This window comes from Pseudomonas entomophila, assembly GCF_018417595.1.
Taxonomy (GTDB): Bacteria; Pseudomonadota; Gammaproteobacteria; order Pseudomonadales; family Pseudomonadaceae; genus Aquipseudomonas; species Aquipseudomonas entomophila_C.
Map to the genome: position 1 here is coordinate 2,493,018 of NZ_CP070982.1, position 23,862 is coordinate 2,516,879.

At 64.7% G+C, this 23,862-nt stretch carries 23 protein-coding genes; 6 read left to right on the top strand and 17 right to left on the bottom strand.

Annotated features, from left to right (window positions below):
* Window positions 1-204: 204 nt before the first annotated feature.
* The gene (gene katG, locus JYG34_RS11235; RefSeq protein WP_213660748.1) at window positions 205-2,439 is read left to right on the top strand and encodes a catalase/peroxidase HPI; all 2,235 of its coding nucleotides are present in this window, start codon (window positions 205-207) and stop codon (window positions 2,437-2,439) included.
* Between the two features lie 91 nt (window positions 2,440-2,530).
* Here katG and JYG34_RS11240 read toward each other — a convergent pair whose 3' ends face one another.
* Complete coding sequence (locus JYG34_RS11240; protein ID WP_213660749.1) at window positions 2,531-3,967, bottom strand: PLP-dependent aminotransferase family protein; 1,437 nt, start codon at window positions 3,965-3,967, stop codon at window positions 2,531-2,533.
* A 92-nt stretch (window positions 3,968-4,059) separates the two neighbouring features.
* Between JYG34_RS11240 and JYG34_RS11245 the strand changes: the two genes are divergently transcribed.
* Complete coding sequence (locus JYG34_RS11245) at window positions 4,060-5,271, top strand: multidrug effflux MFS transporter (RefSeq protein WP_213660750.1); 1,212 nt, start codon at window positions 4,060-4,062, stop codon at window positions 5,269-5,271.
* Window positions 5,272-5,449: 178 nt separating this feature from the next.
* On the opposite strand, the gene JYG34_RS11250 is transcribed toward JYG34_RS11245, so the two are convergent.
* From JYG34_RS11250 to JYG34_RS11275, 6 genes are all read right to left on the bottom strand, one after another.
* Entirely contained in the window at window positions 5,450-6,238 is a 789-nt protein-coding gene (locus JYG34_RS11250) for a DNA/RNA non-specific endonuclease (RefSeq protein WP_213660751.1), read from the bottom strand.
* 183 nt (window positions 6,239-6,421) lie between these two features.
* A complete protein-coding gene (locus tag JYG34_RS11255) occupies window positions 6,422-8,575 on the bottom strand; it encodes a TonB-dependent receptor (RefSeq protein WP_213660752.1) in 2,154 nt (717 codons plus the stop codon).
* A 79-nt stretch (window positions 8,576-8,654) separates the two neighbouring features.
* Window positions 8,655-9,062, bottom strand: coding sequence for a DUF2946 family protein (locus JYG34_RS11260; protein WP_213660753.1), 408 nt, complete (start codon window positions 9,060-9,062; stop codon window positions 8,655-8,657).
* Between the two features lie 104 nt (window positions 9,063-9,166).
* Window positions 9,167-9,484, bottom strand: coding sequence for a DUF2388 domain-containing protein (locus tag JYG34_RS11265; protein WP_213660754.1), 318 nt, complete (start codon window positions 9,482-9,484; stop codon window positions 9,167-9,169).
* 254 nt (window positions 9,485-9,738) lie between these two features.
* Window positions 9,739-10,632: a dihydrodipicolinate synthase family protein gene (locus JYG34_RS11270; RefSeq protein WP_213660755.1), complete on the bottom strand. Its 894-nt coding sequence runs from the start codon at window positions 10,630-10,632 to the stop codon at window positions 9,739-9,741.
* A 33-nt stretch (window positions 10,633-10,665) separates the two neighbouring features.
* Complete coding sequence (locus JYG34_RS11275) at window positions 10,666-11,448, bottom strand: aldolase (RefSeq protein ID WP_213660756.1); 783 nt, start codon at window positions 11,446-11,448, stop codon at window positions 10,666-10,668.
* A gap of 153 nt (window positions 11,449-11,601) precedes the next feature.
* Between JYG34_RS11275 and JYG34_RS11280 the strand changes: the two genes are divergently transcribed.
* Window positions 11,602-12,144 (top strand): helix-turn-helix domain-containing protein, encoded by a 543-nt coding sequence (locus JYG34_RS11280; RefSeq protein ID WP_213660757.1) that lies wholly within the window; start codon window positions 11,602-11,604, stop codon window positions 12,142-12,144.
* Window positions 12,145-12,154: 10 nt separating this feature from the next.
* Window positions 12,155-12,940, top strand: coding sequence for a helix-turn-helix transcriptional regulator (locus JYG34_RS11285; protein WP_213660758.1), 786 nt, complete (start codon window positions 12,155-12,157; stop codon window positions 12,938-12,940).
* 43 nt (window positions 12,941-12,983) lie between these two features.
* Here the strand turns inward: JYG34_RS11285 and JYG34_RS11290 are convergent, their stop codons facing one another.
* A complete protein-coding gene (locus JYG34_RS11290) occupies window positions 12,984-13,364 on the bottom strand; it encodes a RidA family protein (RefSeq protein WP_011533591.1) in 381 nt (126 codons plus the stop codon).
* A 169-nt stretch (window positions 13,365-13,533) separates the two neighbouring features.
* On the opposite strand from JYG34_RS11290, the gene JYG34_RS11295 reads away from it, so the two are divergent.
* On the top strand, window positions 13,534-14,229 hold the full coding sequence (locus tag JYG34_RS11295; protein ID WP_283811815.1) for a tRNA (adenine(22)-N(1))-methyltransferase: 696 nt from the start codon (window positions 13,534-13,536) through the stop codon (window positions 14,227-14,229).
* A gap of 105 nt (window positions 14,230-14,334) precedes the next feature.
* On the opposite strand, the gene JYG34_RS11300 is transcribed toward JYG34_RS11295, so the two are convergent.
* The gene (locus JYG34_RS11300; protein ID WP_213660760.1) at window positions 14,335-15,639 is read right to left on the bottom strand and encodes an MFS transporter; all 1,305 of its coding nucleotides are present in this window, start codon (window positions 15,637-15,639) and stop codon (window positions 14,335-14,337) included.
* A 112-nt stretch (window positions 15,640-15,751) separates the two neighbouring features.
* A complete protein-coding gene (locus JYG34_RS11305) occupies window positions 15,752-16,009 on the bottom strand; it encodes a DUF2790 domain-containing protein (protein WP_213660761.1) in 258 nt (85 codons plus the stop codon).
* Between the two features lie 114 nt (window positions 16,010-16,123).
* Between JYG34_RS11305 and JYG34_RS11310 the strand changes: the two genes are divergently transcribed.
* Entirely contained in the window at window positions 16,124-17,056 is a 933-nt protein-coding gene (locus JYG34_RS11310) for a LysR family transcriptional regulator (protein ID WP_213660762.1), read from the top strand.
* Window positions 17,057-17,083: 27 nt separating this feature from the next.
* Here the strand turns inward: JYG34_RS11310 and JYG34_RS11315 are convergent, their stop codons facing one another.
* From JYG34_RS11315 to JYG34_RS11345, 7 genes are all read right to left on the bottom strand, one after another.
* Entirely contained in the window at window positions 17,084-18,427 is a 1,344-nt protein-coding gene (locus tag JYG34_RS11315; protein ID WP_213660763.1) for an OprD family porin, read from the bottom strand.
* Between the two features lie 16 nt (window positions 18,428-18,443).
* A complete protein-coding gene (locus JYG34_RS11320) occupies window positions 18,444-19,604 on the bottom strand; it encodes a DUF1624 domain-containing protein (RefSeq protein WP_213660764.1) in 1,161 nt (386 codons plus the stop codon).
* Between the two features lie 522 nt (window positions 19,605-20,126).
* Entirely contained in the window at window positions 20,127-20,411 is a 285-nt protein-coding gene (locus JYG34_RS11325; protein ID WP_213660765.1) for a hypothetical protein, read from the bottom strand.
* Window positions 20,408-21,121, bottom strand: coding sequence for a DUF4225 domain-containing protein (locus tag JYG34_RS11330; RefSeq protein WP_249746246.1), 714 nt, complete (start codon window positions 21,119-21,121; stop codon window positions 20,408-20,410). The genes JYG34_RS11325 and JYG34_RS11330 overlap by 4 nt, the downstream gene beginning before the upstream one ends.
* Window positions 21,118-21,603 (bottom strand): Hcp family type VI secretion system effector, encoded by a 486-nt coding sequence (locus JYG34_RS11335; protein ID WP_213660766.1) that lies wholly within the window; start codon window positions 21,601-21,603, stop codon window positions 21,118-21,120. The genes JYG34_RS11330 and JYG34_RS11335 overlap by 4 nt, the downstream gene beginning before the upstream one ends.
* A gap of 221 nt (window positions 21,604-21,824) precedes the next feature.
* On the bottom strand, window positions 21,825-22,028 hold the full coding sequence (locus JYG34_RS11340) for a hypothetical protein (protein WP_213660767.1): 204 nt from the start codon (window positions 22,026-22,028) through the stop codon (window positions 21,825-21,827).
* 114 nt (window positions 22,029-22,142) lie between these two features.
* Entirely contained in the window at window positions 22,143-23,567 is a 1,425-nt protein-coding gene (locus tag JYG34_RS11345; RefSeq protein ID WP_213660768.1) for a PLP-dependent aminotransferase family protein, read from the bottom strand.
* Between the last annotated feature and the right edge of the window lie 295 nt (window positions 23,568-23,862).

Sequence of the window (23,862 nt, forward strand, 5' to 3'; positions counted from 1 at the left end):
TGCCTCTATTAGACCTCTGCCCAAGCTCGACTAGTCTTTCCCCTGGCCCTGCGAAAAGCCATCGCGGGATGCGTGGCGGTGCACACCGGCCACACCTGATGAGGGGTAGGCCCGGGCCTTGCGCCCGGCCGATCGAATACCTGGCGCCGCGTTCACAACAATGCCCGCAAACCTGGACAGATCCGACCCAAAAGGTAGAAGCAGATGTCGAACGAATCGAAATGCCCGTTCCATCAAACCGCAGGTGGTGGCACCAGCAACCGTGACTGGTGGCCCGACCAGCTCAACCTGAAGATCCTCCACCAGCACTCGCGCAAGTCCGATCCGATGGACCCGGACTTCGACTACGCCAAGGCGTTCAAGAGCCTCGACTTCCAGGCCCTGAAAAAAGACCTGACCACCCTGATGACCGACTCCCAGGATTGGTGGCCGGCCGACTTCGGCCACTACGGCCCACTGTTCATCCGCATGGCCTGGCACAGCGCCGGCACCTACCGCATCGGTGATGGCCGCGGTGGCGCCGGCTCCGGCCAGCAACGCTTCGCCCCGCTCAACAGCTGGCCGGACAACGTCAGCCTGGACAAGGCCCGGCGCCTGCTGTGGCCGATCAAGCAGAAATACGGCAACAAGATTTCCTGGGCCGACCTGATCGTGCTCACCGGCAACGTCGCCCTGGAGTCGATGGGCTTCAAGACCTTCGGCTTCTCTGGTGGCCGCGCCGATGTCTGGGAGCCGGACGAGGATGTGTACTGGGGTTCGGAAAAGGTCTGGCTGGGTGGCGACACCCGCTATGGCAAGGCCGAGGCGCCCGGCCAGGGCGACCTGGTGGCGGAACCGGCCAAGCGCCCGCAAGAGCAGGGCCGCAACCTGGCCGGTGAGCGCAACCTGGAAAACCCGCTGGCCGCCGTGCAGATGGGCCTGATCTATGTCAACCCGGAAGGCCCGGAAGGCAACCCCGACCCGGTCGCCTCGGGCAAGGATATCCGCGACACCTTCGGCCGCATGGCCATGAACGATGAAGAGACGGTGGCCCTGATCGCCGGTGGCCACGCCTTCGGCAAGACCCACGGCGCGGGCCCTGCCGACAACGTCGGGCCCGAGCCGGAAGCGGCGGGCCTGGAACAGCAAGGCTTTGGCTGGCACAACACGTTCGGCACCGGCAAGGGCGGCGACACCATCACCAGCGGCCTGGAGGTCACCTGGACCTCGACCCCGACGAAGTGGAGCAACGAGTACCTGAACAACCTGTTCAACTTCGACTGGGAACTGACCAAGAGCCCCGCAGGCGCGCACCAGTGGCGGCCGAAGGACGGCAAGGGCGCCAACACCGTGCCTGATGCGCATGATCCAGCGAAGAAGCATGCCCCATCGATGCTCACCTCCGACCTGGCACTGCGTTTCGACCCGATCTACGAACCCATCGCCCGGCGCTTCAAGGATAACCCCGACCAGCTCGCCGACGCGTTCGCCCGCGCCTGGTACAAGCTGATCCACCGTGACATGGGCCCGCTGGCCCGTTACCTGGGCCCGGAAATGCCCAATGAGGAACTGCTGTGGCAGGACCCGCTGCCCAAGGCCGGCCCGCAGCCAAGCGAAGCCGATATCACCGCACTCAAGGCCAAGGTGCTGGCCTCGGGGCTGAGTGTCGCCGAGCTGGTTTCCACTGCCTGGGCCTCGGCCTCGACCTTCCGCGGCTCGGACAAGCGCGGTGGCGCCAACGGCGCGCGCTTGCGCCTGGCCCCGCAGAAAGATTGGGCGGCGAACCAGGGCGTCGACAAGGTACTGGCGGCACTGGAGAAGATCCGGGGTGAGGGGGGGAACAAAATCTCCTTGGGCGACTTGATCGTGCTGGCTGGCAGCGCGGCGGTGGAGAAAGCCGCCAAGGATGCCGGGCACACGATCAGCGTGCCCTTCCATCCAGGGCGCGTGGATGCCTCGCAGGAACAGACCGATGTCGAGTCGTTTGCCGTGCTGGAGCCACTGGCCGATGGCTTCCGTAACTTCAGCAAGGCGCGCTACAGCGTCAAGGCCGAGAAATTGCTGCTGGACAAGGCGCAGTTGCTGACGCTCACCGCGCCGGAGCTGACCGTGCTGGTCGGCGGGCTGCGTGTGCTCGGCGCCAACCATGGCGGCAGCAAGGACGGGGTATTCACCGACAAGCCCGGCGTACTGACCAACGACTTCTTCCGCAACCTGTTGGACATGGGCGTGGAGTGGAAGCCGACCTCGGCGGACAACGAGCACTTCGAAGGTCGTGACCGCAAGACCGGCGCGGTGAAATGGACCGCTAGCCGGGTCGACCTGGTGTTCGGCTCCCATGCGCAGCTGCGTGCCCTGAGCGAGGTGTACGGCAGCAGCGATGCCGCCGCGAAGTTCGTCAAGGACTTCGTCGCGGCCTGGGCGAAGGTCATGGAGCTGGACCGCTTCGACCTCAAGTAGCCAATCTGCCGCAAAAGCCCGCCCCACAGGTTTGCCGCCTGCGGGGCGGGCGCGTTTTCAGGTCATGCCGGGCGCTTGACGGCGCCAGTTGTCACTGCGCGAGCAGCAGCTCGGCCAGTTGCCTGCCGGCATGGCGCACTTGAGCAAGGGTCAGGGAGGCATAGCCGAGCACGATCGCCGGCGGCGGTCGCACATCAATGCAGAACCGTTGTAGCGGTTGCAGGTGCAAGCCGACTTCGGCCGCCCGCTGGCACAGGTGCTCCGTGTCGCTGCCTGTGGGCAGTCGCAGCAGGCAATGCAGGCCGGCATGGTCACCGTGCAGGGTGAACCGCCCGGGTGCGTGCTGTTGCAGCACGGCGGCCAGGGCGTCGCGGCGTTGTTGGTAGGTGTGGCGGGCGGCGCGCAGGTGGCGCAGCAGGCCGCCGCGCTCGATCAGTCGGGCCAGGGCCAGCTGTTCGACCACACCGACTGCGCGGCCGGTCAGTTCGATACGGGACAGCAAGGCGGCGCGCCAGGCCTTGGGGACCAGCAGGTAACCGACCCGCAAGCCGGCGAACAGGGTCTTGTTGAAACAGCCGCAGAAGATCACCCGGTCACCTGGGTCCAGCGCCTTGAGCGCCGGCAATGGGGCGCTGTTGTAGTTGAACTCGCTGTCGTAGTCGTCCTCGATGACCCAGGCCTGCTCGCGCTGTGCCCAGTCCAGCAACGCCAGGCGCCGCGACACCGGCAGGGTGGCGCCGGTCGGGGCCTGGTGCGCAGGCGTGAGGTAGAGCAGGCGGGCGCCGCAGCCGGGCAGGGCATCACTGCGCAGCCCGTCGTCATCCACCGGCACTGCCCGCACCTGTGCACCGGCCTGGCGCAGCAGCGCGGCGGCGGCGGGGTAGCCGGGGTCCTCTACAGCGGCAATGTCGCCTGGGCGCAGGAGCGTGGCGATGACCAGCTCCAGGCTGTCGCGAATGCCATGGGTGATGATCAGATCATCGGCCGAGCAGGCGATGCCACGGTGCTGGGCCAGATAGCCGGCCAACTGTTCACGCAACGCAGGCGAGCCTTGCGCCGTGGCGTGGGCGAGTTGATCGGGTGAGGCGCAGTTCAAGGTCTGGGTCAGCAGTTGCGCCCATTGCCGAGGTGGAAACAGCGCGGGATCGGGCAGGCGGGCCACGAAAGGCACGCCGGCACGGACCCGGGTTTCCAATGGGGACGGTACGCCGCTGGCCGCGAGTGCTGGCGTGGCGTTGTCCACGCCGAGCAGATGCTCGGGCACCACGGCGCAGACACGGCTGCCGGAACCGCTGCGCCGTTCGATATAGCCCTCACTGCGCAGACGGTCGAATACCACTTCCAGTGTGCCGCGCGATAGCCCCCAGCGGGCCGCCAGGGTGCGGCTGGAGGGCAGCGCCGCCCCCGCGAGCAGGCGTCGTTCGAGGATGGCGTCGCGCAACGCCTGGTAGGCGCCTTGCTGCTTGCCCAGGCCTGGTGTGGAAGGCAGCGGCAGGTCGAGGGGCAGGGCGGTCTTGCCACGAGGCATAGTGGTCTACTCATTACTGCGCCAAATGGCTCTGAATACTAGACCGCTTTCGCTCTACGCTGCGAGCATCTTGTGCCTGTGGAGTTGTACCGATGTTCACCCTTCGCCCCCTGACCCCCTGGGGCTGGTCGTGCCTGCTGCTGGCGTTGGTGTGCCTGCCCCGTGTCGCCCTGGACCTGTACCTGCCGGCCTGGCCGCAGATGGCCCGGGCATTGGAGGTGCCGCCCGCCCAGGTGCAATTCAGCCTGACCGCCTACATGCTCGGCTACGCCTTGTGCATGCTGCTGGCCGGGCCTTTGTGCGACTTCTGGGGGCGGCGTCCCCTGTTGCTGGCAGGGCTTGGCCTGTATGGCGTGGCCACCCTGGGCTGCCTGCTGGCGGCAAACCTGCCGAGCCTGTGCGTGGCGCGTTTCTTCCAGGCCCTGGGCGGCTGTTGCGGCCCCCTGGTGGCCAGGGTGATGGTGCGCGATCGGTTTGCCGCGCACGACCAGGCGCGCCTGCTGGGGCTGCTGTCCAGCGGCATGGCCATCGCGCCGCTGCTGGCGCCTGTGTTCGGCAGCCTGCTGCTGGAGGTGCTAGGGTGGCGCGGGTTGTTCGGCGGGTTGTTGATGATTGGCTTGCTGAGCCAGGTGCAGGCGGTTCGTTACCTGCCGGAGACCCGTCCTGCCGATGCGCCACCGCCACGGCTGCGCCACGCCTGGCGCCAGGTGCTGGGCAGCCGGGTGTTCTGGCGCAGCTCGCTGGTGATCGGTTGCGCCTATTGCAGTTACTTTCCCTTCATCAGTGAATCCTCGTTGCTGCTGCAAACCGGCCTGGGTTTGTCGCCGCAAGTCTATGGCCTGGTACTGGGCGGGACCGTGGCCGCTTATGCCGTGGGATCTCGTTGCTATGGCCCGTTGCTCCGACGCCTGGGCAACGAGCGGGTGATCGCCCTGGGGTGCGCCATCAACCTGGCCGGCAGCGCAGGGCTGCTGGCCCTGCAACTGGCGGGCGCTGGCCTGTGGGCATTGCCCCTGGCGCTGTTGCCGGTGATGCTTTCGGTGGGGCTGATCATCCCGGCGTGCCAGTGGGCCGTGCTGCAGCCTTTCGCCGCGATTGCCGGCACGGCTTCGGGCGGGTTCTTCTTCGTGCAGATGTTGCTGACGGCGCTGAGCAGCGCGGTGACCGGCGCATGGTCCGACGGTAGCGCATGGCCGATGGTGGGTATGACGGTGGCGGCGAGCGCCTTGTTGCCGGGTGTGTTGTGGGTGACTGCGAGCGGACGGCAGGCGCGGACGAAACAGGCGCTGTTGGTGGGGGAATGAGACCAGGTCTTCAAGGTGTTCGATGGCAAGGTTGTAGCGCCTAGGAGATCGAGCGCCGCCCGTGCGGCGCATCGCGGATGAATCCGCTCCTACAAGTTTGTTTCGGGCCAGTACAGGTGCGGCACATTGCAATCGATGTAGGAGCGGATTCATCCGCGATGCGCCGGTGCCAGCCCCATCATTCCCGGTCGCAACCAGCCGGTACCGGCCATGAAAACGTCGGGCGCTGGTCCTTCACCGCCTCGGGCACGTCGATCGGTGCTTCGCTCGGCCCCAGCAGCGCCTCGATCTCATGCACACTGCGCAGGTAGGGTGTCAGGTCAGTGCCCAGCCCAGCCTGGTGTGGGATCCACCAGGCAATGACCTGCGGCTGCCCGGCGTCATCTTCGGTCAGCAGCACCTTCCAGAACACTTCCGGTGTGGCGATGCCATGGCTCTGGGCGAAGTAGTCGTTGTTCAGCGCCTCGCCTTCATGGCCGAACACCACGCCACCGATAACCTTGATTGGTTGCCGGTCTCGAAAACATTCGCTGAGCAGCTCGGTCTGGTACCAGGTCTGGCTGTTGTGCGATGCCAGTTGCGGGACGATGTTGCTCATCAGGTTGGAGGCATCCATCGCCGCGCGGTCGTCATCGAAGTGGTTGTTGGCCGCCAGGTGGCCACGGTGGAAACCCTTGGGCAGCGAGTAGGCCTTGGCCGAGTGCTGGCCCACGCAGCCTGGGGGCAGGTCGCGGTCGATGCGGAAGTTGTCCTTGCGCTCCAGGTGGCCCTCGTCCCGCTCGAGGGTGAAGGTGAAGCGGTGGGGCTCGCCACGCTGGCAGTCGTACCAGAGCTGGAAGCGGCCGCGGTCGAGCAGGGTGAGCTCGGCGGGTGGGGTGGGGAGCGTCTCGGGTGGGGTGGGGGACGGTAGCCGAGGGACGCAGGAAGTCAGGGTGAGGACGAACAGCAGGAACAGCAAACGGCGCATGGCGCGTCATCCTTGGGCGAACAACGAAGGCGCGCTTGCTCCGCGAGGAAACACCTTGCGGAACAAGCAGTTGGGCGCATTCTAACGATCTGCGCCCAACGCTTCACTCATCCATGAGCGCGAGCCTGGCACCCGCTTGGCGGGTGATCGCGGCTGAAGCCGCTCCTACGGGGTTGCATGGGTTCAGAAACGCACGTCCATCGCTAGCTCGAAGGTGCGTGGCGCGCCCATGTAGTACTGGGTGCCGTAGGCCTGCTTGGCATACACCTCGTCGGTGAGGTTGCGTACCCGCCCGGTCAGGGTGGTGTGCTCGTCCAGGCGGTAGCGGGCAAAGGCGCCGAACAGGGTGTAGGCCGGGGCCTTGAGGGTATTGGCGTTGTCGGCGTACACCGAGTCGACGTAGCGCGCGTCCACGCCGGCCGACCAGGCCGGGGTGAAGCTGTAGGTCAACCACAGGTTGCCGACATTGGCCGGCACGTTGACCGGCGCATTGCCCTTGCGCGACACCGACACGCCATTGACCGCTTCGTTGAACGCATCGTATTGCGCATCGACGTAGGCGTAGTTGGCTTCGGCGAGCAGCTTCGGGGTGACTTGCAGGCGCCCGGACAGTTCGATGCCGCGGGAGGTCTGCTGGCCCGCCTGGACCGTGAGGTTGGGGTTGCTGGAATCGCGCACGGCGAAGTCCTTGCGCACGATCTGGTACACCGCCACGGTCGCTGCGCCGCGCCCATCGAGGAAGTCGAACTTGCTGCCGGCTTCCCACTGTTCGCCCTTGGACAGGTCGAACAACCCCACGTTGGAGTAAGTGGCCGCGGCCAGCGAGCCGGCCGGCAGGTCGGCGGCGGTGCTGTATTGCACATAGACGCTGGCCGATGGGGTCAGTGCGTAGGTCAGGCCGAGCCGCCCGGACAACGGCTCCCAGCGCCGCTCGAAGTAGGCGGGCGATGTGGGGCTGACGGCACCGTAGTTGTTCACCTCCATGTCCAGGTAGTCGTAGCGCAGGGCCGTGAGCAGGGCCAGGCGATCGGTCAGCTCCAGGCGGTTCTCGGCGAACACGGCACGGTTGATGACTTCGTGGTGACGCTGGCGGGTGAGGCCACGGTTCACGCCGGGGATGGCGTCGAAGCTGCCGGGGTCGAAATGGTCCGGGTCGACCACGTCGCTCCAACTGCTGGAGGTGGGGTAGAGGTCCTGACGCATGCGTGACCAGTCCAGGCCCATGGCCCACTGGGTCGGCAGGCCGAAAACGCTGTTGTCGTGGCGCAACTCGACACGGTCACCGAGCACGCTCTGGGCGTGGCGTTGCAGGTAGGGGCTGGCGCGCACCACGTTGCCCGCGCTGTTGTAGCGATAGTTCTCGACGTTGCGGTAATCGCGCTCGGCTTTGTAGTGGTACAGGGTGTTGTGCACGCTGGTGCTGTCGCTGAACTGGTAGTCGAGCATCGAGCGCAGCCAGCGCACCCGTTGTTCGTAGCGGCCGTCGGCGACGTTGTAGTTTTCGAAGCGGCGGCTGTTGTCGATCTTCATGGTGCTGCGCCCGGGCAGGATCGGCGAGCCCCAGTATGGGCTGTCTTCCTTGTCCTCCTGGTACTCCACGGCGAAGGTGTGGGTGAGATCGGGAGTGAGGTCGCTGAGCACGGAGAAGGCCAGGCTGTCGGTCTTGCGCTGGTTGCGGTCGATATAGCCGTTGCCCTGGCTGCGACTGAAGTCCAGGCGGGCGAAGTGGCGGGCGTCGGCGGGGTTGCTGGCCAGGGCCTGGTTGATGCCGAAGGCGTACTCGGCGTCGTCGTAGCTGCCATAGCGGATACGCCCGTCGACGGTCTGCTGGTCGCGGCTGGCCAGCTTGGTGATGTAGTTGATCGAACCGCCCACGGAGCCGGCGCCATGCAGGAACGACGACGGGCCTCCCAGCAGCTCGACACGGTCGATCACCCAGGCGTCGACCGGGCGGGTGGCGCTGCTGTAGCCCAGGTTGATGCCGTTGTAGAGCTGGGTCACCTGGCTCTGGGTGAAGCCGCGGTAGGTGACGAAACCACCGTAGCCCGGGTTGGCCGAGGCATTGACGCCGGTCATGGCGTTGATCACGTCCTGGGTATCCTTGGCGTCGCGCTGCTCGATCACCCGGCGGTCGGAGACGCTCACCGAGGCGGGGGTTTCCCGGGCGGTCAAGCCAAGGCGCGAGCCGGTGCGGATCGGTTCGTCCAGTTGCACGCCCGAGGGGGCTTCGCGCTGGCCGTCGACGGTGGTGGCAGAGAGCTCGACGGGCGCGTTTTGCGCCCAGGCACAGGTGCAGGTGGCGCCCATCAGGAGCACCAGGGAGGTGTTGCGGATCATGTTGTGTTTTCCACGCAAGGGTCATGGCAGGGCCTGACCGCCTTGGCGAACAGGCACGCACGGGCGCGCCGGCCAAGGGTCAGGCGAACGGTTCGGTTGCGGGGAAAAGACGAGGGGAGGCGCGGGGATTGATGGCGTGGCGCAGGTAACGTGGCGGGGGCTGCGCCCAGCTGCGCACGACAATCGGGGAGGGGGCGTGGCCCTGGATGTCGGTGAACGACCAACCACTGCTGGCCAACGGCACCGCAAGGGCAAACGAGGAGCACACCGGGCAGTCGAGCTGCGCCATGTGCTGGTCGCCCCCGGCACCGTCCAGGTCGATGGCCGAACCGTGCTCGCTGTCCAGCGAGCAGAAGCCACCTTCGAGGCCGGCCAGGCGCAAGCCACTCATCTGGCCGTGGTGCATGCCGCACAGCAATAAGCTGAACAGGACGCTGGCATACAGCGCCCAGGCGGTCAGCGAACGTGTCCGACGGGTGGTTTTCATGGCGGCGAATCTACCATCCGGATGGATGGCGTGCTTCGCGCCCTGCTGTGGCGGATTGTCGCAGCGAGGCTTGGGCCAGGCCCAGGCCTCGGCCGCTCAAGGTGTCATTGGCTGACCGAAGTGTCATCCTGCGACAACAGCGCCTTTGCCAGTTCCTCGTCGCTGATCTGCAACCCTGGGTTGTCATGGCGAGCCTGCGCCAGTGCCGACTCCAGGTAGGCGCCACGAATCGCGCCGCCACTGGCAACGAAGGCCGACAGCTCGTCACGGGCCGGAATGATGCGTTTATCGTCCTTGAAGGTGGAGTACAACGAGGCGGAGATCCCCGCCGAGGTGGCGACGTCACCGGCATCGACGCGGGCCAGGGCGGCGCCAGCGGGTAGCAGGAGCAGCAGCGATGAAGCGAGCAGTAAGGGGCGCATGGCGAGTCCTCCGGAAGGTGAGGCCAATGGGAGTTACTGCATGATGTTAAGAGCGGTGGGGCGGGGTGGGAGTTCCGTGGCACGGATGCGCGGATGAAGCGGCTTGCGCAACAGGCACCGCAGTGCCTGTTGCGCGGGTAAACCCGCTCCTACAGGTTGCGCGCGGAACCTGAGCGCCACTGCAAACCTGTAGGCGCCAGCCTTGCTGGCGAACACCGGCAAGGCCGGTGCCTTTGTTGCGGAGGTTGGCTGGATCAGCGCGTGATGTTCAACCCATCGAGCAGGGCCAGCAGCTTCGTTTTGCCTGCTTCATCCAACCCGAACACCGGCCGCCGAGGCTCGCCGACCGGCAACCCGGTCAATGCCAGGCCGGCCTTGATGGTGGCCGGCAAGCCGCCCTTGAGGATGAAGTCCAGCAGTGGCAGCTGACGGTAGAACAACGCCCTGGCCTGCTCCAGATCACCGGCCAGCACCGCCTGGTACAGCCGCTGGTTGAGCGCGGGAATCAGGTTGGCCGCCGCCGTGCACCACCCCGTGGCACCCGCGACGAAGGCCTCCAGCGCCAGCGGGTTGCAGCCGTTGTAGAACGGCACCTGCCCCTCGCCGAGCACCTGCAGCTTGTGCATGCGCTGGATGTCGCCGGTGCTCTCCTTGACCATGGTCACGTTGTCCACCTCGCGCACGATGCGCAGGATCAGTTCCACGGGCATGTCGGTACCGCTGGTGGCGGGGTTGTTGTAGAGCATGATCGGCAGGTCGATGGCCGCGCCGATGGCCCGGTAGTGCTGCACGATCTCGGCTTCGCTGAGCTTCCAGTACGCCGACGGCAGCACCATCACCGCATCGGCGCCGTGCTGCTGGGCGAAGCGCGCGCGGCGGATGGCGCCGGCCGTCGTCAGGTCGGAGACGCTGACGATGCTGGGCACGCGCCCGGCGATGCGTTCGAGGCTGTACTGGGCGACCTGCTGCCATTCGCTGTCGCTCAGGTAGGCGCCTTCGCCGGTGCTGCCCAAGGGCGCGATGGCCTGCACGTCGCCTGCGATCAGGCGGTCGATGGACTGGCCCAGGGCGGGCAGGTCGAGCTGCTCGCCGTCCTGGCTGAACGGGGTGATGGTGTAGCCGATGATGCCGTGGAATCGAGTGGTCATTCTGGATATCTCCGCAAGCAAGGCAAAAGAGGGTCAGGCAAGGCAGTCGGCGTGCTGGCGCAGGCACTGCCGGGCGAAGTAGTTGAAGGCCGCGCCGTGGCGCTTGGGCCGGTCGATCCAGTCATGGGCGTCACGGCCCAGCGCCGGGTCGATCGGTTTGACGGTTCCGGCGGCCATCGCCAGCAATTGCAAACGCGCAGCGCGCTCGATCAGTTGGGCATAGACGCAGGCCTGCTCGATGCTGGTGCCGGTGGACAGCTGGCCGTGGTGCGACAGCAGGATCGCGCGCTTGTCGCCCAGGGCGTTGCTGATGATCTCGCCTTCCTCGTTGCCCACCGGCACGCCGGGCCAGGCTTCGAGGAACGCGCAGTCTTCGTACAGCGGGCACAGGTCCATGTGCGAGACCACCAGGGGGACTTCGAGCATCGACAACGCGGCGACGTGGGTGGGGTGGGTGTGGATGATGCAGTTGACGTCCGGGCGGGCGCGGTACACCCAGCTATGGAAGCGGTTGGCCGGGTTGGGCATGCCTTCGCCTTCGAGCACCTCGAGGTCTTCGTTGACCAGCAGCAGGTTGCTGGCGCTGATCTCGTCGAAACCCAGGCCCAGTTGCTGGGTGTAGAAGGTGCCCGGTTGCGGGCCGCGGGCGCTGATCTGCCCGGCCAGGCCCGAGTCGTGGCCATGTTCGAAGAGAATTCGGCAGGTCAGGGCCAGCTTTTCGCGCACGGTCCACGTATTATCCGCAAGCGAGCCTTGCATCTGTTTCAGTGCTTTTTGCACCAGCTGGTCTTTGCTGAGTGTCAGGGTATTGGCCATGGGGGTCTATCCTCTGTGGCGTGACGGTGGATGTCATGGCTGGCTCGCCCCTTTGCTTTCGACGGTGGAGGGGCGATCAACTAATGACACAAATAATCCTATATGACACAAAGTGTCATAAGCAAGTGCGTTTGTTCGGGAAACCCGCGTCACATGTCCATTCGACTGAAACTGCTGCGAAAGAAACTGGGGATCACCCTCGAGGTGCTGGCCGAGAAGTCCGGCATGACCAAGAGCTACCTGTCCAAGGTCGAGCGTGGCCTGAACACTCCTTCGATTGCCGCCGCGCTAAAGCTGGCGCGGGCGCTGAACGTCAACGTCGAGGAGCTGTTCGACGGCGAGCACACGGGCCAGGCGCGCTACAGCCTGGTGCGCCGCGGCGAGCGCCAGGCCCTGGTGGGCAGTGGTGAAGGGCCGGGGTATGCGGTGCTCACCTCGCAGGTGGGGCAGCGCAGTTTGTTGCCGTTCCTGATCCAGCCGCCGACCACGTTCAGCGACCCGACGTTCAAGGCGCACGAGGGCGAGGAGTTTTTGTTCGTTCACGCGGGGCAGGTGGAGGTGGACTTCATGAGCGAGCGGGTGCTGCTGGAGGCGGGTGATGCCTTGCACTTCAACGCCCAGACGCCCCATCGCCTGCGTTCGGTCGGCGAGCACCAGGCCCAGTTGCTGGTGGTGGTGCAGGGCGGCGAAGGGTGAGGGCGGGGCGATGATCGAGGTCTCGCGGTTCTGGCGTGATCCGGCATTGCCCTTCGTCGAGGCTCGGCGCGTGGGGGATGGGCGCCAGGTATGCTACGCCGCGCATTCCCACGAGAGCTTTTCCATCGGCGTGATCACCGGGGGGCGCAGCACCTACCTGACCGGCAACGCCCGGCACGAAGTCGCGGCGGGCACCACGGTGCTGATGAACCCAGGCGTGGTGCACACCTGCAACCCGATCCAGGGGGAGCCCTGGTCCTACCTGATGCTGTTCGTCGACATGCCGTGGCTACAGGCGCGGGGCTTCGTGCCGCCGGAGGCGACGCTGAGCACCTCGCCGGGTTTGTACGGGCATCTGCTGCAGGTGTTCGCCGAGTTGTTCGAAGACCGGCAGGCCGGCAGCAAGGAAGCACGGCTGGCCGCATTTTTCGACGTGTTGCCGCGCTATCTGGAGGCGAGGGCCGGCACGCGCTCAGTGCAGCACCCACGGCTGGACATGGCGGCAGCGTTCATGCGCGCTCACCGTCTTGACCCGTTGACCCTGGAGGATATCTGCGCCGCTGCCGGGTTGTCCCAGGCCTACCTGACGCGGGCTTTTGCCAAGCGCTTCGGGTTGACACCCCATGGTTACCTGCTGGACCTGCGTGTGCAGCATGCCCGTGCCCAGCTGCGCCTGGGCCGGCCGATCGCCGAGGTGGCGCTGGAGGCCGGGTTTGCCGACCAGGCGCATCTGCAGCGGGTGTTCAAGCGTCATCTGGCGGCAACGCCGGGGCACTACCGGGCGGGCGCTGGCTGACAGAGGGGGCGGTTCGCCGGCCTGCCAGCGAACCTTCGGTCGATCAGCCCTTGGCCGCCATCGCCGTCACTTCCACACGCATGCCTTCAAAGGCCAGCGAGGCGACACCGACCGCCGCACGCACCGGCCATGGCTTGCTGAAGAACCGCTGGTACACCTCGTTGAACGCCGGGCGGTCGGCCATGTCGGTCAGGTAGATGGTCAGGTGCAGCACCCGGTCCATCGAGCTGCCGGCGCGCTCCAGGGCGACCTTCAGCGCCTGCAGGGTGCATTCGCATTGCGTGGTGATGTCGCCCAGCTCCAGGCTGCCGTCGGCGTGTACAGGGATCTGGGTGCTGACCAGCACGCCGTTGTATTCGGCGACGTCGGAAGAGATGGAGTCGGCGTCCGGGTCCGGGGTGAAGATGATGTCTGCGTTTGCCATGGGGTATTTGCCTTGCGACGGAAGGAAAACGGCAAGCCTACGCGAGCGGCCGGGGCGGGTCGAGTCGGGGCTCCGGTCGCGCGGATTTGAAAAGTCCGGCCGGGCTCGGCAGAATCGCGGGCCGTTCTGGCTATCGACGCCGGATTCCGGTTCTGAAATGAGGCTGCCGTTGAACGAACACACCTTGTCCATGCGCCTGGAGCGCGTGGCCGCGCATGTGCCCGCGGGGGCGCGACTGGCCGATATCGGCTCCGACCATGGCTACCTGCCAGTGGCGTTGATGCGCCGTGGCGCGATTGCCGCTGCGGTGGCCGGCGAAGTGGCGCTGACCCCGTTTCTCTCGGCGCAACGCACCGTGCGCGAGAATGGGCTCGAAGACCGCATCACCGTGCGCCAGGCAAACGGCCTGGCCGCCATCGAGCCGGGTGACGGCATCACCGCCGTCAGCATCTGCGGCATGGGTGGCGAGACCATTCGCGACATCCTCGAAGCTGGCAAGCAGCACCTGCATGGCCAGGAACGGCTGGTGCTGCAGCCCAACGGCGGCGAGCAGTTGCTGCGCCAGTGGCTGGCGGACAACGGCTATCGCATCCTCGGCGAGGAAGTGCTGCGGGAGAATCGCTTCGACTACGAGATCATCGTCGCTGAACGCGGTGATGCGCCGTCCTACAGCGCTGAGCAGTTGTATTTCGGGCCACTGTTGATGCAAGAGCGCAGCCCGGCGTTCCTGTTCAAGTGGCAGCGCATGCTGCGTCAGAAGCAGCAGACCCTGGCCAACTTCACCCGTGCCCGCCAGGCGGTGCCGCAGGACAAGTTTGATGCTATCGGCCGCCAGGCCCGCTGGATCAGCGAGCTGCTGGCCTGACTGTCTCTGTAGGAGCGGCTTTAGCCGCGATGCGGGTATCGCGGTGTCTGGCACCCGCTTCGCGGGTGATCGCGGCTGAAGCCGCTCCTACAGGCGTTCAGCTGTTCAACGCGGGTTGACCACCTCCGCTGGCACCCTCAGCACCATCACGCCTCCCAGCACGATGGCCACCGCCAGCACCTGCAGCGCCAGCCCCGGGCTCTGCGTGGCATCGCGCATCCAGCCGATCAGGTAAGGCGCCAGGAACGAGGCGATACTGCCGAACGAACTGATCATCGCGATGCCCGCCGCCTGGGCGCCCCCGGACAGGAACGCCGGGGGCAACTGCCAGAACATCGGCAACGCGGCGCTGGCGCCCATGCCCGCCAGCACCAGCCCACTCATCACCAGCGCGGCATTGCCTGGCGCCAAGCCTGCCAGGGCGATACCTGCGGCCGCCATCAGCAACGGCAGGCACAGGTGCCAGCGCCGCTCGCGGCGATGGTCCGACGAGCGTCCGCAGGCGAGCATGAACAGGCAACCGGCCAGGTAAGGCACGGCGCTGAGCAGGCCGACCTGGCCGTCGCTGCCGATCCCGGCCCCATGGATCAGGCTCGGCATCCAGAATGCCAAGGTGTTCACTGCCAGCATCACGGCGAAGTAGACCGCCACCAGCAACCACAGGTGTCGGTCGGTGAAGAGCCCTGCGAGCGAAGCGATGGGTTTGTGCCGTTCCTCTCGGTCGATCTCTGCGCGCAGCGTTTGCTTTTGCTCTGTGCTCAACCAGTCGACCTGCTCGAAACTGTCTGGCAGCGTCTTGAGCACCACCAGCCCCAGCAGCACGACGGGCAGGCCCTCGATCAGGAACATCCACTGCCAGCCGCGCAACCCGGCCTGATCGTGGAACGCTTGGAGGATGCCGCCGGACAACGGCCCGCCGACCACTCCGGCCAGGGGCACGGCGATGGCGAACAGCGCAGTGACCTGGGCCCGCCGCCGCGCAGGGTACCAGCGGTTGAGCACCACAAGGATGCCGGGGAAGAACCCCGCTTCGGCCACCCCGAGCAAGAACCGCAGGGCATAGAAGCCGGCGGCGTCCTGCACCCACATCATGCCCGTGGACAGCAGGCCCCAGACCAGCATCAGGCTGGCGATCCAGCGGCGTGGCCCTACCCGGTCCAGGGCCAGGTTGCTGGGCACGCCGAACAGCGCGTAGGCGATGAAGAACAGGCCGGCGCCAAGGCCGTAGACCGTGTCGGAAAAACCCAGGTCGGCGCTCATCTGCATCTTGGCGAAGCCGATGTTGATGCGGTCGAGGTGGGCGAACAGGTAGCACACCAGCAGCAACGGCATCAGCCGCCAGGTGATGCGGGCGTGGGTGGCGTCCGGTGAGTGCGCGGACGGTACGGCGCAGGTTTTTATCGTGTTCATGGTCCAGGACGTTCTTGTTGTTGTCCTGGATGATCATGCGGCGGCGGGCGAGGGTGGCAAATGCACTTTCAGCAAGATGGCTGGTATTTTTCCCTCGCGTTCCGGGCGTGGCTTACAGCTGCGAGCAGTTGCCCATCTGGCGATAGTCGATTTCGCGGGTCTGGCCTTGGTGGTCGACGTAGACCATGTGCGCGGTCCCCACCTGGCAGTCCTCGGCGTTGCTGGCCGGTGTGATGGCGATGACCTTGGCAATGTCCAGCGGCATGCCGTATTCGTAACGGGCGGCCTCGGCCTGGCTGTCGGTAGCGGCGAAGGCGCCGAACGAGGCGAGGGTGGCGGTCAGGGCGAGCAGTGCGATCGAACGTTTCATGGCAGGTTCCTCTTTCTCGGGGTGTGCCTATGATTCATTCATTTACGTTTCACAATAAATGGTCTATCCCGTGATAGATTCCTGCCTTTCATGTATGAATGAGAGCGATGTCTCATGGATATGCTGCATGCGATGCGCACCTTCGCCCGGGTAGTGGAATGCGGCAGTTTCGCTGCGGCGGCCAATGCGCTGGACATCTCGTCGGCCCAGGTGTCGCGGATCGTCGCGGAGCTCGAAAACCAGCTGCAGACCCGCCTGCTGCACCGCACCACCCGCAGGCTGCGCATGAGCGAGGCGGGCGAACGCTTCCTCGAGCGCTCGCGGCAGATCATGCTGCTCACCGAAGAGGCCATGGACGAGGCGCGCGGTGCCCATCTCACGCCGCGCGGCCATTTGCGCTTTCACTGCACCCATGGCCTGGGGTTGCTGATGATGCCGCTGGTGGCCCGCTACAACGCCGCCAACCCTGAGGTGGTGATGGAGTTGACGCTCTCGCAACGCAACCCCGACCCGTTGGCCGAAGGCCACGACGTGGTGATCACCATCGGCCAGGGGCTGCCGGACTCGCAACTGATCGCCATTCCCTTGGGCAGCATCCACAGCATCCTCTGCGCTTCGCCCGACTATCTGGCCCGCCACGGCGTGCCCCAGCACCCGGAAGACCTGCACGAGCATGTCTGCCTGCGCACGGTCGACCCGTTGTTCGAGGAGGACTGGTCGTTCGAGCAGGCGTCGGAGAAGTGTGTGATCGTGCCGCAGGACACGTTCCTCACCAATGTCGCCGACGCGATGCTCAAGGCCACCGAGCTGGGCATGGGGGTGGGGCTGCTGCCCTACTATTCGGCCAGCCAGGCGATGGAGGAGGGGCGCCTGTGCCGTTTGCTGGCGCCTCACCGGCTGCGCCAACGCGAGATCTATGCGATCTACCCGTCGCGGCACTACCTGGACGCCAAGGTGCGCACCTGGCTGGACTTTCTCAAGGAGCAGTTGCCAGTGCTGTTCCAGGAGCACCAGCGGGTGGCGGACGAGCCGCGCTATTGGCGATAGGGCAACCTGCAGGAACCGGCGCAGTCCCTACCAGATGCCGACCAGCGGATACTCCACCGCCAGCCTTACCTGGTCCGCATCCAGCTCCGCCTGGGCCGCATTCCCACGGTGTACGTTATGCCTCAGTGAAATCGCCAGCCCCTTGGCTGTGCCTCCCTGCACCACATAGCGTGCCTCCAGGTCCCGCTCCCAATGCTTGCCACCCTCGCCATAACCCAGGTAGGCATACCCACCGTTGCGCTCGACATGGCTGCCATCGATGCCGAACCCGCGCGCATACAGCGCCGTCAGACTCAGCCCAGGCACGCCATAGGCGCCCATGTTCAGGTCGTAGCGCGTCTGCCATGACTGCTCGTTGGGCGCATTGAAGTCAGACAGCTGCACCGCGTTGCCAAGGAAGATCGCCCCGCGGGTGACGTAGTCGAATGGCGTGTTGCCGTCCACCTGCTGCCAACCCAGGCTGAACGTGTGCGGCCCCTGGGCATAGCGGGACACCAGGCTCCAGGTGGTGTTGTCGATGCTGCCTGAAAACGCCTTGCCGGTGTCGGTGGTGCGATACAGGTTCAGCTCGAGGCTGACACTGCGCCGATCGTCGATGGCGTGGCTCAACGTGCCGCCCAGGTAATGCTGGCGCCAGGTGTCCTCGTAGCGTGAGGTGAAGAGGCTGGCGCTGACGCTGTTGGTCGGGCTCCATACCGCCCCGGCAAGGTCGAACGTACTGCCCTGGCGGCCATTGGAGTAATTGACCACGAAGCCCTGGTCGTGGCTCGAGGCATTGCGGTCGGTGCTTTCGTTGAAGTGCCCGGCAACCAGCTTGAGCCGGTCGACCTCGTTGCTGGTGAGCAACCAGCCGGTGGCGGTCTCGGGCAACAGACGGCTGTCGGAGGAACTGAACACCGGCGTTTTCACGCGCTGTTCGCCATAGGCCAGCACTGTGTTCGACATCCTCAGTTTCACCGCGCCGCCACCACGGCTGTACGCGTCCTTGGGATGGCCCTGGTTGTCGACCCCGAGCAGGCGCACCTTGCCCGCGCGACCACCGCCGCTGTCGAGCTGCACGCCTTGGTAGGCGTGGCCGTCGAACCCGACGCCGAGCAAGCCTTGGGTGAAGCCGGAACTGAATGAGCCCATCAAGCCATAGGCCCATTCCTCGGCCTTGCCGTTGCGTTCAATACGCGGCTTGTAGGCGTTGCGCGCGGCATTGTTGCGTCCACCATGGCGGTAGTCGCGTTGGTCGAAGACGCTGCGGTTGAGCAGGCTCCAGGTGCTGTCCTCGAGCAGCCCCTTGGCCTGCGACTGGGCGGAGTCGGCCAGGGCCAGGGGGCTGAGGCCGAGCATGGGCAGGGCAAGGGCGAAGCGGCGCAGCGGCATGGTCGAGCTCCCAGGGTCAGAAGTACTTGAGCCAGGCGATATCGCGGCGGCGTGCCTTGAGACGCGCGAACCCATGCACCGGCAGGTAGAGCGCAAGCGCCAGCAGCACCGCGACCAGCCACACCGCGCCGATGCCGTCGAAGCCGAAGTAAGCCCCCTGGTTCAGGCCGAACAGGGCGACGCCTGCGAGGTACAGCAGCTTCAACACGTACAGGTGCAGCAGGTAGAAGAACATCGGCGCGGCGCCGAACACGGCCAGCACGCCGATCCAGCGCGCGCTGCCGGCGCGTTCAAAGCCGCGCAGCAACAGCAGGCCGAAGCCCAGGGTCAAGGCCAGGAACAACAGCGACGGTGGATACTTGGTGATGTTGAAGACACTCATCAGGGTCTGGGTGGTGCTTGGGTACACGCTCCAAGGTGCTTCGCCATAGCCATTGAGCACACGCAGCGTGACAAAGCCGAGCAGGGCGCCGGCACCGGCCATAAGCAAGTGTCGTTGACGCTGGGTGACGCTGCTGCCGCGGGCGAACCACGGACCCAGGCCGTAGCCCAGGGCGATCACCCCGATCCAGGGCAGCACCGGGTAGGAAGTGCGCAGGCGCAAATGCTCGCCAACCGCCAGCCAGCCACGGTCATGCAGGATCGCCCACGGCACATGCAGCGCCGATGTTGCGTCGAAGTGCAGGCCATCGAGCAGGTTGTGCCCGCCGATGATCGCCATGCCAACCAGCACCAGCGCTGGCCGTGGCAGCCACACCAGCAGCGACAGGGCAATCATGCTGAGGCCGATGGCCCAGATCACCTGCAGGTAGATCACGCTCGGCGGCAGCTGGAAGGTCCAGGCGAAGTTGACCAGGGTGAACTCCAGCACCACCAGGAACAACCCGCGCTTGAACAGGAAGGTGGCGACATCGCCACGTCCCTGGTGCTTTTCCCCGTAGAGCCAGGCGGACAACCCGGTGAGCAGCACGAACACTGGCGCGCACAGATGCGCCAGGGTACGGCTGGCGAACAAACCGGGGTCGGTGGCATCGATGGTCATCGGGTCGCTGACCTGGCGGTGCAGGTAGAAGGTTTCCCGCACGTGGTCCAGCAGCATGAACAGGATCACCAGGCCGCGCAGGGCATCGATGCTCTGCAGGCGCTGGGAGAGGGGGGAAGGTGGGGCGCTAGTCATCGAGGAGGGGTCACTGAAGGATGGGAATGAATGTCAAATGAAATGTTATCTTATATCTTTTTCTGGGCGACTGGATAGAGGTAGGCGCCGGCTTTGCCGGCGAAAGGGCCGCCCCCGACGACCTCTACTCCAACATCTGGCGCAATGCCTCGATAAACGCCCCTTCCACCCGGCTCATGCGCTGGTTCCGTTCCACATCAGGTGAATTTCCACATCGGCAATCTCAAACATGCTCACTTCTTGAACTCTGCCTTGAACTGGCATGTGGTCGCACCCTTTGTAAGCCCCTCCATAAGAACAGCAGATCTACTCATCTGCTTCACTACCATCTCTTTATCAACGGAATAGTACGTGTAGAGCCTCCGTGTATCCGCTTTTAGAAGAGACCCTAACAATGCACCCGCCGACAGCGCCTCATCGGTTGCCAAGTAGGCCAGTGCCCCTCCCGCTCGGTATGAAACGTTTCGAGACCTACTGACAGCCTGTCCTGATCGGGACCTCTACACATGCCAAAATAATGGCTCAGTCAACTATCCTCGAAGTTAAAGCCCAAATATGGAAAAAGACCATTGCTGCAGTAAGGAAAATCACGCACCAGAAACCGAAATCGGTTATGGCGCTGTAGGGAAACTGAATAAAGCCCTCCCCACCCATCAATTCAATATAAACTCCCCCCATAAAACTATTGAACAACAACGACCCTAGGAACTGTAAAAATCTATCCAGATCCTTAAAGACAAATCTATTCAGCAGTAAGCTGATTGCAACATCGCATATCGTAAAGAGCCCCAGAAGAAGCAGCTTCATTCTCTGTACTCATCCATCCATTGATTAATTGTCAGACCGGATGTGAAGAACTCGAATGCAAGCCATCCCATGCCTAGCTGTCTTAATTTTCGCTCTTTGTCAGCATCCATATATCGATATAGCCGCCATGCATCTCGCCTTGGAACCTTTCGCCACAACGCCCGCCCCGACAGAAAGAGATCCGCCGTGTAGTACGCAAGATTTCCATCCCGCTCGCTATACCCCAGGCTCTTAGCTGCATCCTGATAGAGTTCCCTCACAGGTCCGACCACATCGGTTCGACCTTCGTAGAGACCCCGGGCATTCTCGTAGAAGTTATTACCTCCATGCATGATCAACGGCGCCCCGTGAATCGCGCATGTGGAACCAAGACTGCCTATGCAGCTCCCTAACCCAGTAGCCAGTTGCGAGGCACCGCCAGCCATACCTCCCAACTGGGTAAATATCCGCGACGCTTGCGAATAGAGACTCTTTTTCTCGGCCTGAATCTGCTCAAGCCCTTGCTCTGGGCTGATACGTCGCTCATAAACATCATCCATCACCCGCCGCGCGTAATAAGCCAGTTCCCGATTGAACTGCATCCGCGACCGCCGATCGCTCAGGTGTTTGGCACTGACCCCACAGCCATAACTGATCAACCGAGACGCCGCTGCATTCACCTCCCAGTACGCCTCATCCAGCCGCTCACCGTATTCTTCGCGCTGGCTCATAGCTCTTCCCCCCAGGTGGCGTACCCGGTGGTACCGGCAGCGTGATGAATCCAGCTGATGGCCCGATAGCTGATAAGCAGCCGCTCCTCGGCGTCCTGGTCGGTCAAGAGCGTCGCGTGGGGCACGTCCAGCTCCTGGCTGACCACCACCGCGCCCTCCAACCTTACGGAGAAGTACTTTTCCCGATGGCCCGCCGGATGAATGCGGTACAGCTGGATATCGCAGTCGACCACTTCCCGGCTGTCCACGGCCTGGGCCAGCAAGGGTGTGGCCTTGTCGATGTGCTTGGTGATCACCACGGGCTGATGCACAGCACGTTGGTTGGTATCAGGGGTGGCAATAGCGTGATTGAAGGACAGCACCGTTATTTCGTCCTGGTGCATGAGTTGGCATTTGTTGCCAATGGATGGCTGGGTATTGCACCTCGCCGAAATCAACCCCTGTCGATTGCCTTTGATACTCATGTAGCCGTTGAACGCCATGGTCTGCTCTCCCTGTAGACAAGGTATGCAGCCTACGAAAACGAGAACAGGTTGTATGCCAGACGCTTCCCAAATATTCACCGGGCGCGGAACGCTCTGTTTATTGCCCCTAAGTGCTACAGGCTGTTAGCCATCGCACAAGCGTGCCAGGTGTACTTGAGTATGGGGTTTTCCTTGATTGTCAGAGCAAGGGGGCGCTATGCGCCCCACAGCGACGAGCGCTACTTGGCCCACCACTGGGCACCGCCCTTCGGCCAACTGATGCCACTGTACTTCAGGCGCACGAAGGGGTCGTTCGCCCAATTCATGCCAATGTCATTGAAGGCATCGCCACCCGAGACGAGTTCCAGATCGGCCTCGCTCAGCACCTGAGGGGGGCTGCTGGCAGTGGTCTTTTCCGTTTCCGCAGTCTTGAACCTGAACATGGAGTTTCTCCTTGATTGTCAGCGCGCCGTTTTCCTGCACAACGCAGTGACAATCTAGGTGGGCAGCTGCTCCGGCCTCAATAGCACGGGTGGGCTAGGTCAAAACGGCTATTGTCACAGCGCCCCGCGGCGCACGTGCTTGACCAGCACCTTCTCCAGTAACTCCCACATCGCCGGGTCCGCACTGAACGCCACGTTGAAGCGCATCCACCCGGTCGCCTTGGCATCGACCATGAACAACTGCCCGGGCCCGAGCATGATGCCTTTTTCCATGGCGTCATCGAGCAGCGCCGCACTGTCTGGAATCGCCGGATGGCGGGTCCAGATATACATCCCTTCGTCCGACTCGATGAACAGCTCGAACCCCAGCCGGTGCAGGTGCCGGCCCACCTCCTGGTGCGCCTCGGCCAGGCGCTGGCGCAGGCGCTTGAGGTGCTTGCGCCAGCGGCCGTCGATGATCGCGGCGTACACCACCCGCTCCATCACTTGCGAGGTGGTCAGGCCCGAGCGCATCTTCAGGTGCAGCAGTTGCTGGGTCAGCTCCGGGTTGGCCAGCAGGTAGCCGACCCGCACGTTGGGCGAGATGCTTTTCGAATAGCTGCCGACGTACACCACTTGCTGCAGGTGGTCCAGGCTCGCCAGGCACGGCAGCGGGTCGGCGATCATGTCGGCGTAGAGGTTGTTCTCCACCAGGCGGAAGCCGTGCTGGCTGGCCAATTGCAGCAGGCGGTGCAACTGCGCAAGCGGGGTGCGCGAGCAGGTCGGGCTGTGCAGGTGCGGCTGGGTGAAGAACGCGGTGGGCCGGTGGTGCGCGAGCAGGCGTTCGAGGTGGTCGAGGTCGTAGCCGGCCGGTGTGCGTGGCACGCCGATCAGGGTGGCGCCCTGGGTGCGCAGGATGCTCATCAGGTTGGGGTAGCCGGGGTCGTCCACCAGCACCACATCGCCTGGGCGCACCAGGGTGCGCACGGCCAGGTCCAGGGCCTGGCTGGCGCCGTGGGTGAGCATCAGCTGTGCCGGGTTGGCGACGATCGACAGTTCCTGCTGCAGGTTCTGCGCGGTCAGCGCGCGTAGCTCCGGCAGGCCCATGGGGTCGCCGTAGCCGGACAGCTCCAGCGGGCTGCCGGCCACCTGGCGCAGGCCGCGACGCAGGCCTTCCTCGTACATCCAGTCGTTGGGCAGCCAGCCGCAACCCGGCTTGAAGGGCAATTGGCGGATCTCGAAGATCTGTTGCAGGTACCACTCGGAATTGAAGGTGGGGCGGGTGGTGTCGGCTTCGACGTTGTGCTTGTCCAACAGCTCGTTCGCCGCACGATTGACGAAGAAGCCCGCGTTGCCCTTGCTCACCAGCAACCCCTGGGCCACCAGCCGGTCGTAGGCCTCGACCACGGTGAAAGTGCTCACCGAGTAGGTGGCGGCGAACGCCCGGATCGACGGCACCTTCGCCCCAGGCTTGAGGGTCTGGTCGTCGATCAGCGCGCGCAACCCATCGATGATCTGGTTGACCAGCGGGGTGGAAGAGTCCGGATGGAGCTGGAGCATTCGGGGGCCTTCAGGTGTGCGGGACGCCAGGCGCCGGCAGGGGTATCGCGGGTGTATTGGATCGGCGGCCTGTACAGTGCAGTGCGTTTTTCATGCCGCTGTGCATGGCTCAATGTGTTCGACATTTTTACATTACGTGTCAGATATAGCCAACACAGCACGTATCAGCGCTATGAATAATCACAACATCGCTGCTTTGCCGTCGGGGCCCGCCCCGCACCTTCTTCCCGCGTGGCCGGCCCCCCAGCGTCCGTCCCCCGCATGGTTCAGTTCGCCCAGAGGGTTGCCTCTGGCC

Bases quoted from the DNA above. Each gene is read 5' to 3' on its own strand.
- katG (WP_213660748.1), top strand. From the start codon at position 205: ATGTCGAACGAATCGAAATGCCCGTTCCATCAAACCGCAGGTGGTGGC.
- JYG34_RS11240 (WP_213660749.1), bottom strand. From the start codon at position 3,967: ATGCCTCGTGGCAAGACCGCCCTGCCCCTCGACCTGCCGCTGCCTTCC.
- JYG34_RS11245 (WP_213660750.1), top strand. From the start codon at position 4,060: ATGTTCACCCTTCGCCCCCTGACCCCCTGGGGCTGGTCGTGCCTGCTG.
- JYG34_RS11250 (WP_213660751.1), bottom strand. From the start codon at position 6,238: ATGCGCCGTTTGCTGTTCCTGCTGTTCGTCCTCACCCTGACTTCCTGC.
- JYG34_RS11255 (WP_213660752.1), bottom strand. From the start codon at position 8,575: ATGATCCGCAACACCTCCCTGGTGCTCCTGATGGGCGCCACCTGCACC.
- JYG34_RS11260 (WP_213660753.1), bottom strand. From the start codon at position 9,062: ATGAAAACCACCCGTCGGACACGTTCGCTGACCGCCTGGGCGCTGTAT.
- JYG34_RS11265 (WP_213660754.1), bottom strand. From the start codon at position 9,484: ATGCGCCCCTTACTGCTCGCTTCATCGCTGCTGCTCCTGCTACCCGCT.
- JYG34_RS11270 (WP_213660755.1), bottom strand. From the start codon at position 10,632: ATGACCACTCGATTCCACGGCATCATCGGCTACACCATCACCCCGTTC.
- JYG34_RS11275 (WP_213660756.1), bottom strand. From the start codon at position 11,448: ATGGCCAATACCCTGACACTCAGCAAAGACCAGCTGGTGCAAAAAGCA.
- JYG34_RS11280 (WP_213660757.1), top strand. From the start codon at position 11,602: ATGTCCATTCGACTGAAACTGCTGCGAAAGAAACTGGGGATCACCCTC.
- JYG34_RS11285 (WP_213660758.1), top strand. From the start codon at position 12,155: ATGATCGAGGTCTCGCGGTTCTGGCGTGATCCGGCATTGCCCTTCGTC.
- JYG34_RS11290 (WP_011533591.1), bottom strand. From the start codon at position 13,364: ATGGCAAACGCAGACATCATCTTCACCCCGGACCCGGACGCCGACTCC.
- JYG34_RS11300 (WP_213660760.1), bottom strand. From the start codon at position 15,639: ATGAACACGATAAAAACCTGCGCCGTACCGTCCGCGCACTCACCGGAC.
- JYG34_RS11305 (WP_213660761.1), bottom strand. From the start codon at position 16,009: ATGAAACGTTCGATCGCACTGCTCGCCCTGACCGCCACCCTCGCCTCG.
- JYG34_RS11310 (WP_213660762.1), top strand. From the start codon at position 16,124: ATGGATATGCTGCATGCGATGCGCACCTTCGCCCGGGTAGTGGAATGC.
- JYG34_RS11315 (WP_213660763.1), bottom strand. From the start codon at position 18,427: ATGCCGCTGCGCCGCTTCGCCCTTGCCCTGCCCATGCTCGGCCTCAGC.
- JYG34_RS11320 (WP_213660764.1), bottom strand. From the start codon at position 19,604: ATGACTAGCGCCCCACCTTCCCCCCTCTCCCAGCGCCTGCAGAGCATC.
- JYG34_RS11325 (WP_213660765.1), bottom strand. From the start codon at position 20,411: ATGAAGCTGCTTCTTCTGGGGCTCTTTACGATATGCGATGTTGCAATC.
- JYG34_RS11330 (WP_249746246.1), bottom strand. From the start codon at position 21,121: ATGAGCCAGCGCGAAGAATACGGTGAGCGGCTGGATGAGGCGTACTGG.
- JYG34_RS11335 (WP_213660766.1), bottom strand. From the start codon at position 21,603: ATGGCGTTCAACGGCTACATGAGTATCAAAGGCAATCGACAGGGGTTG.
- JYG34_RS11340 (WP_213660767.1), bottom strand. From the start codon at position 22,028: ATGTTCAGGTTCAAGACTGCGGAAACGGAAAAGACCACTGCCAGCAGC.
- JYG34_RS11345 (WP_213660768.1), bottom strand. From the start codon at position 23,567: ATGCTCCAGCTCCATCCGGACTCTTCCACCCCGCTGGTCAACCAGATC.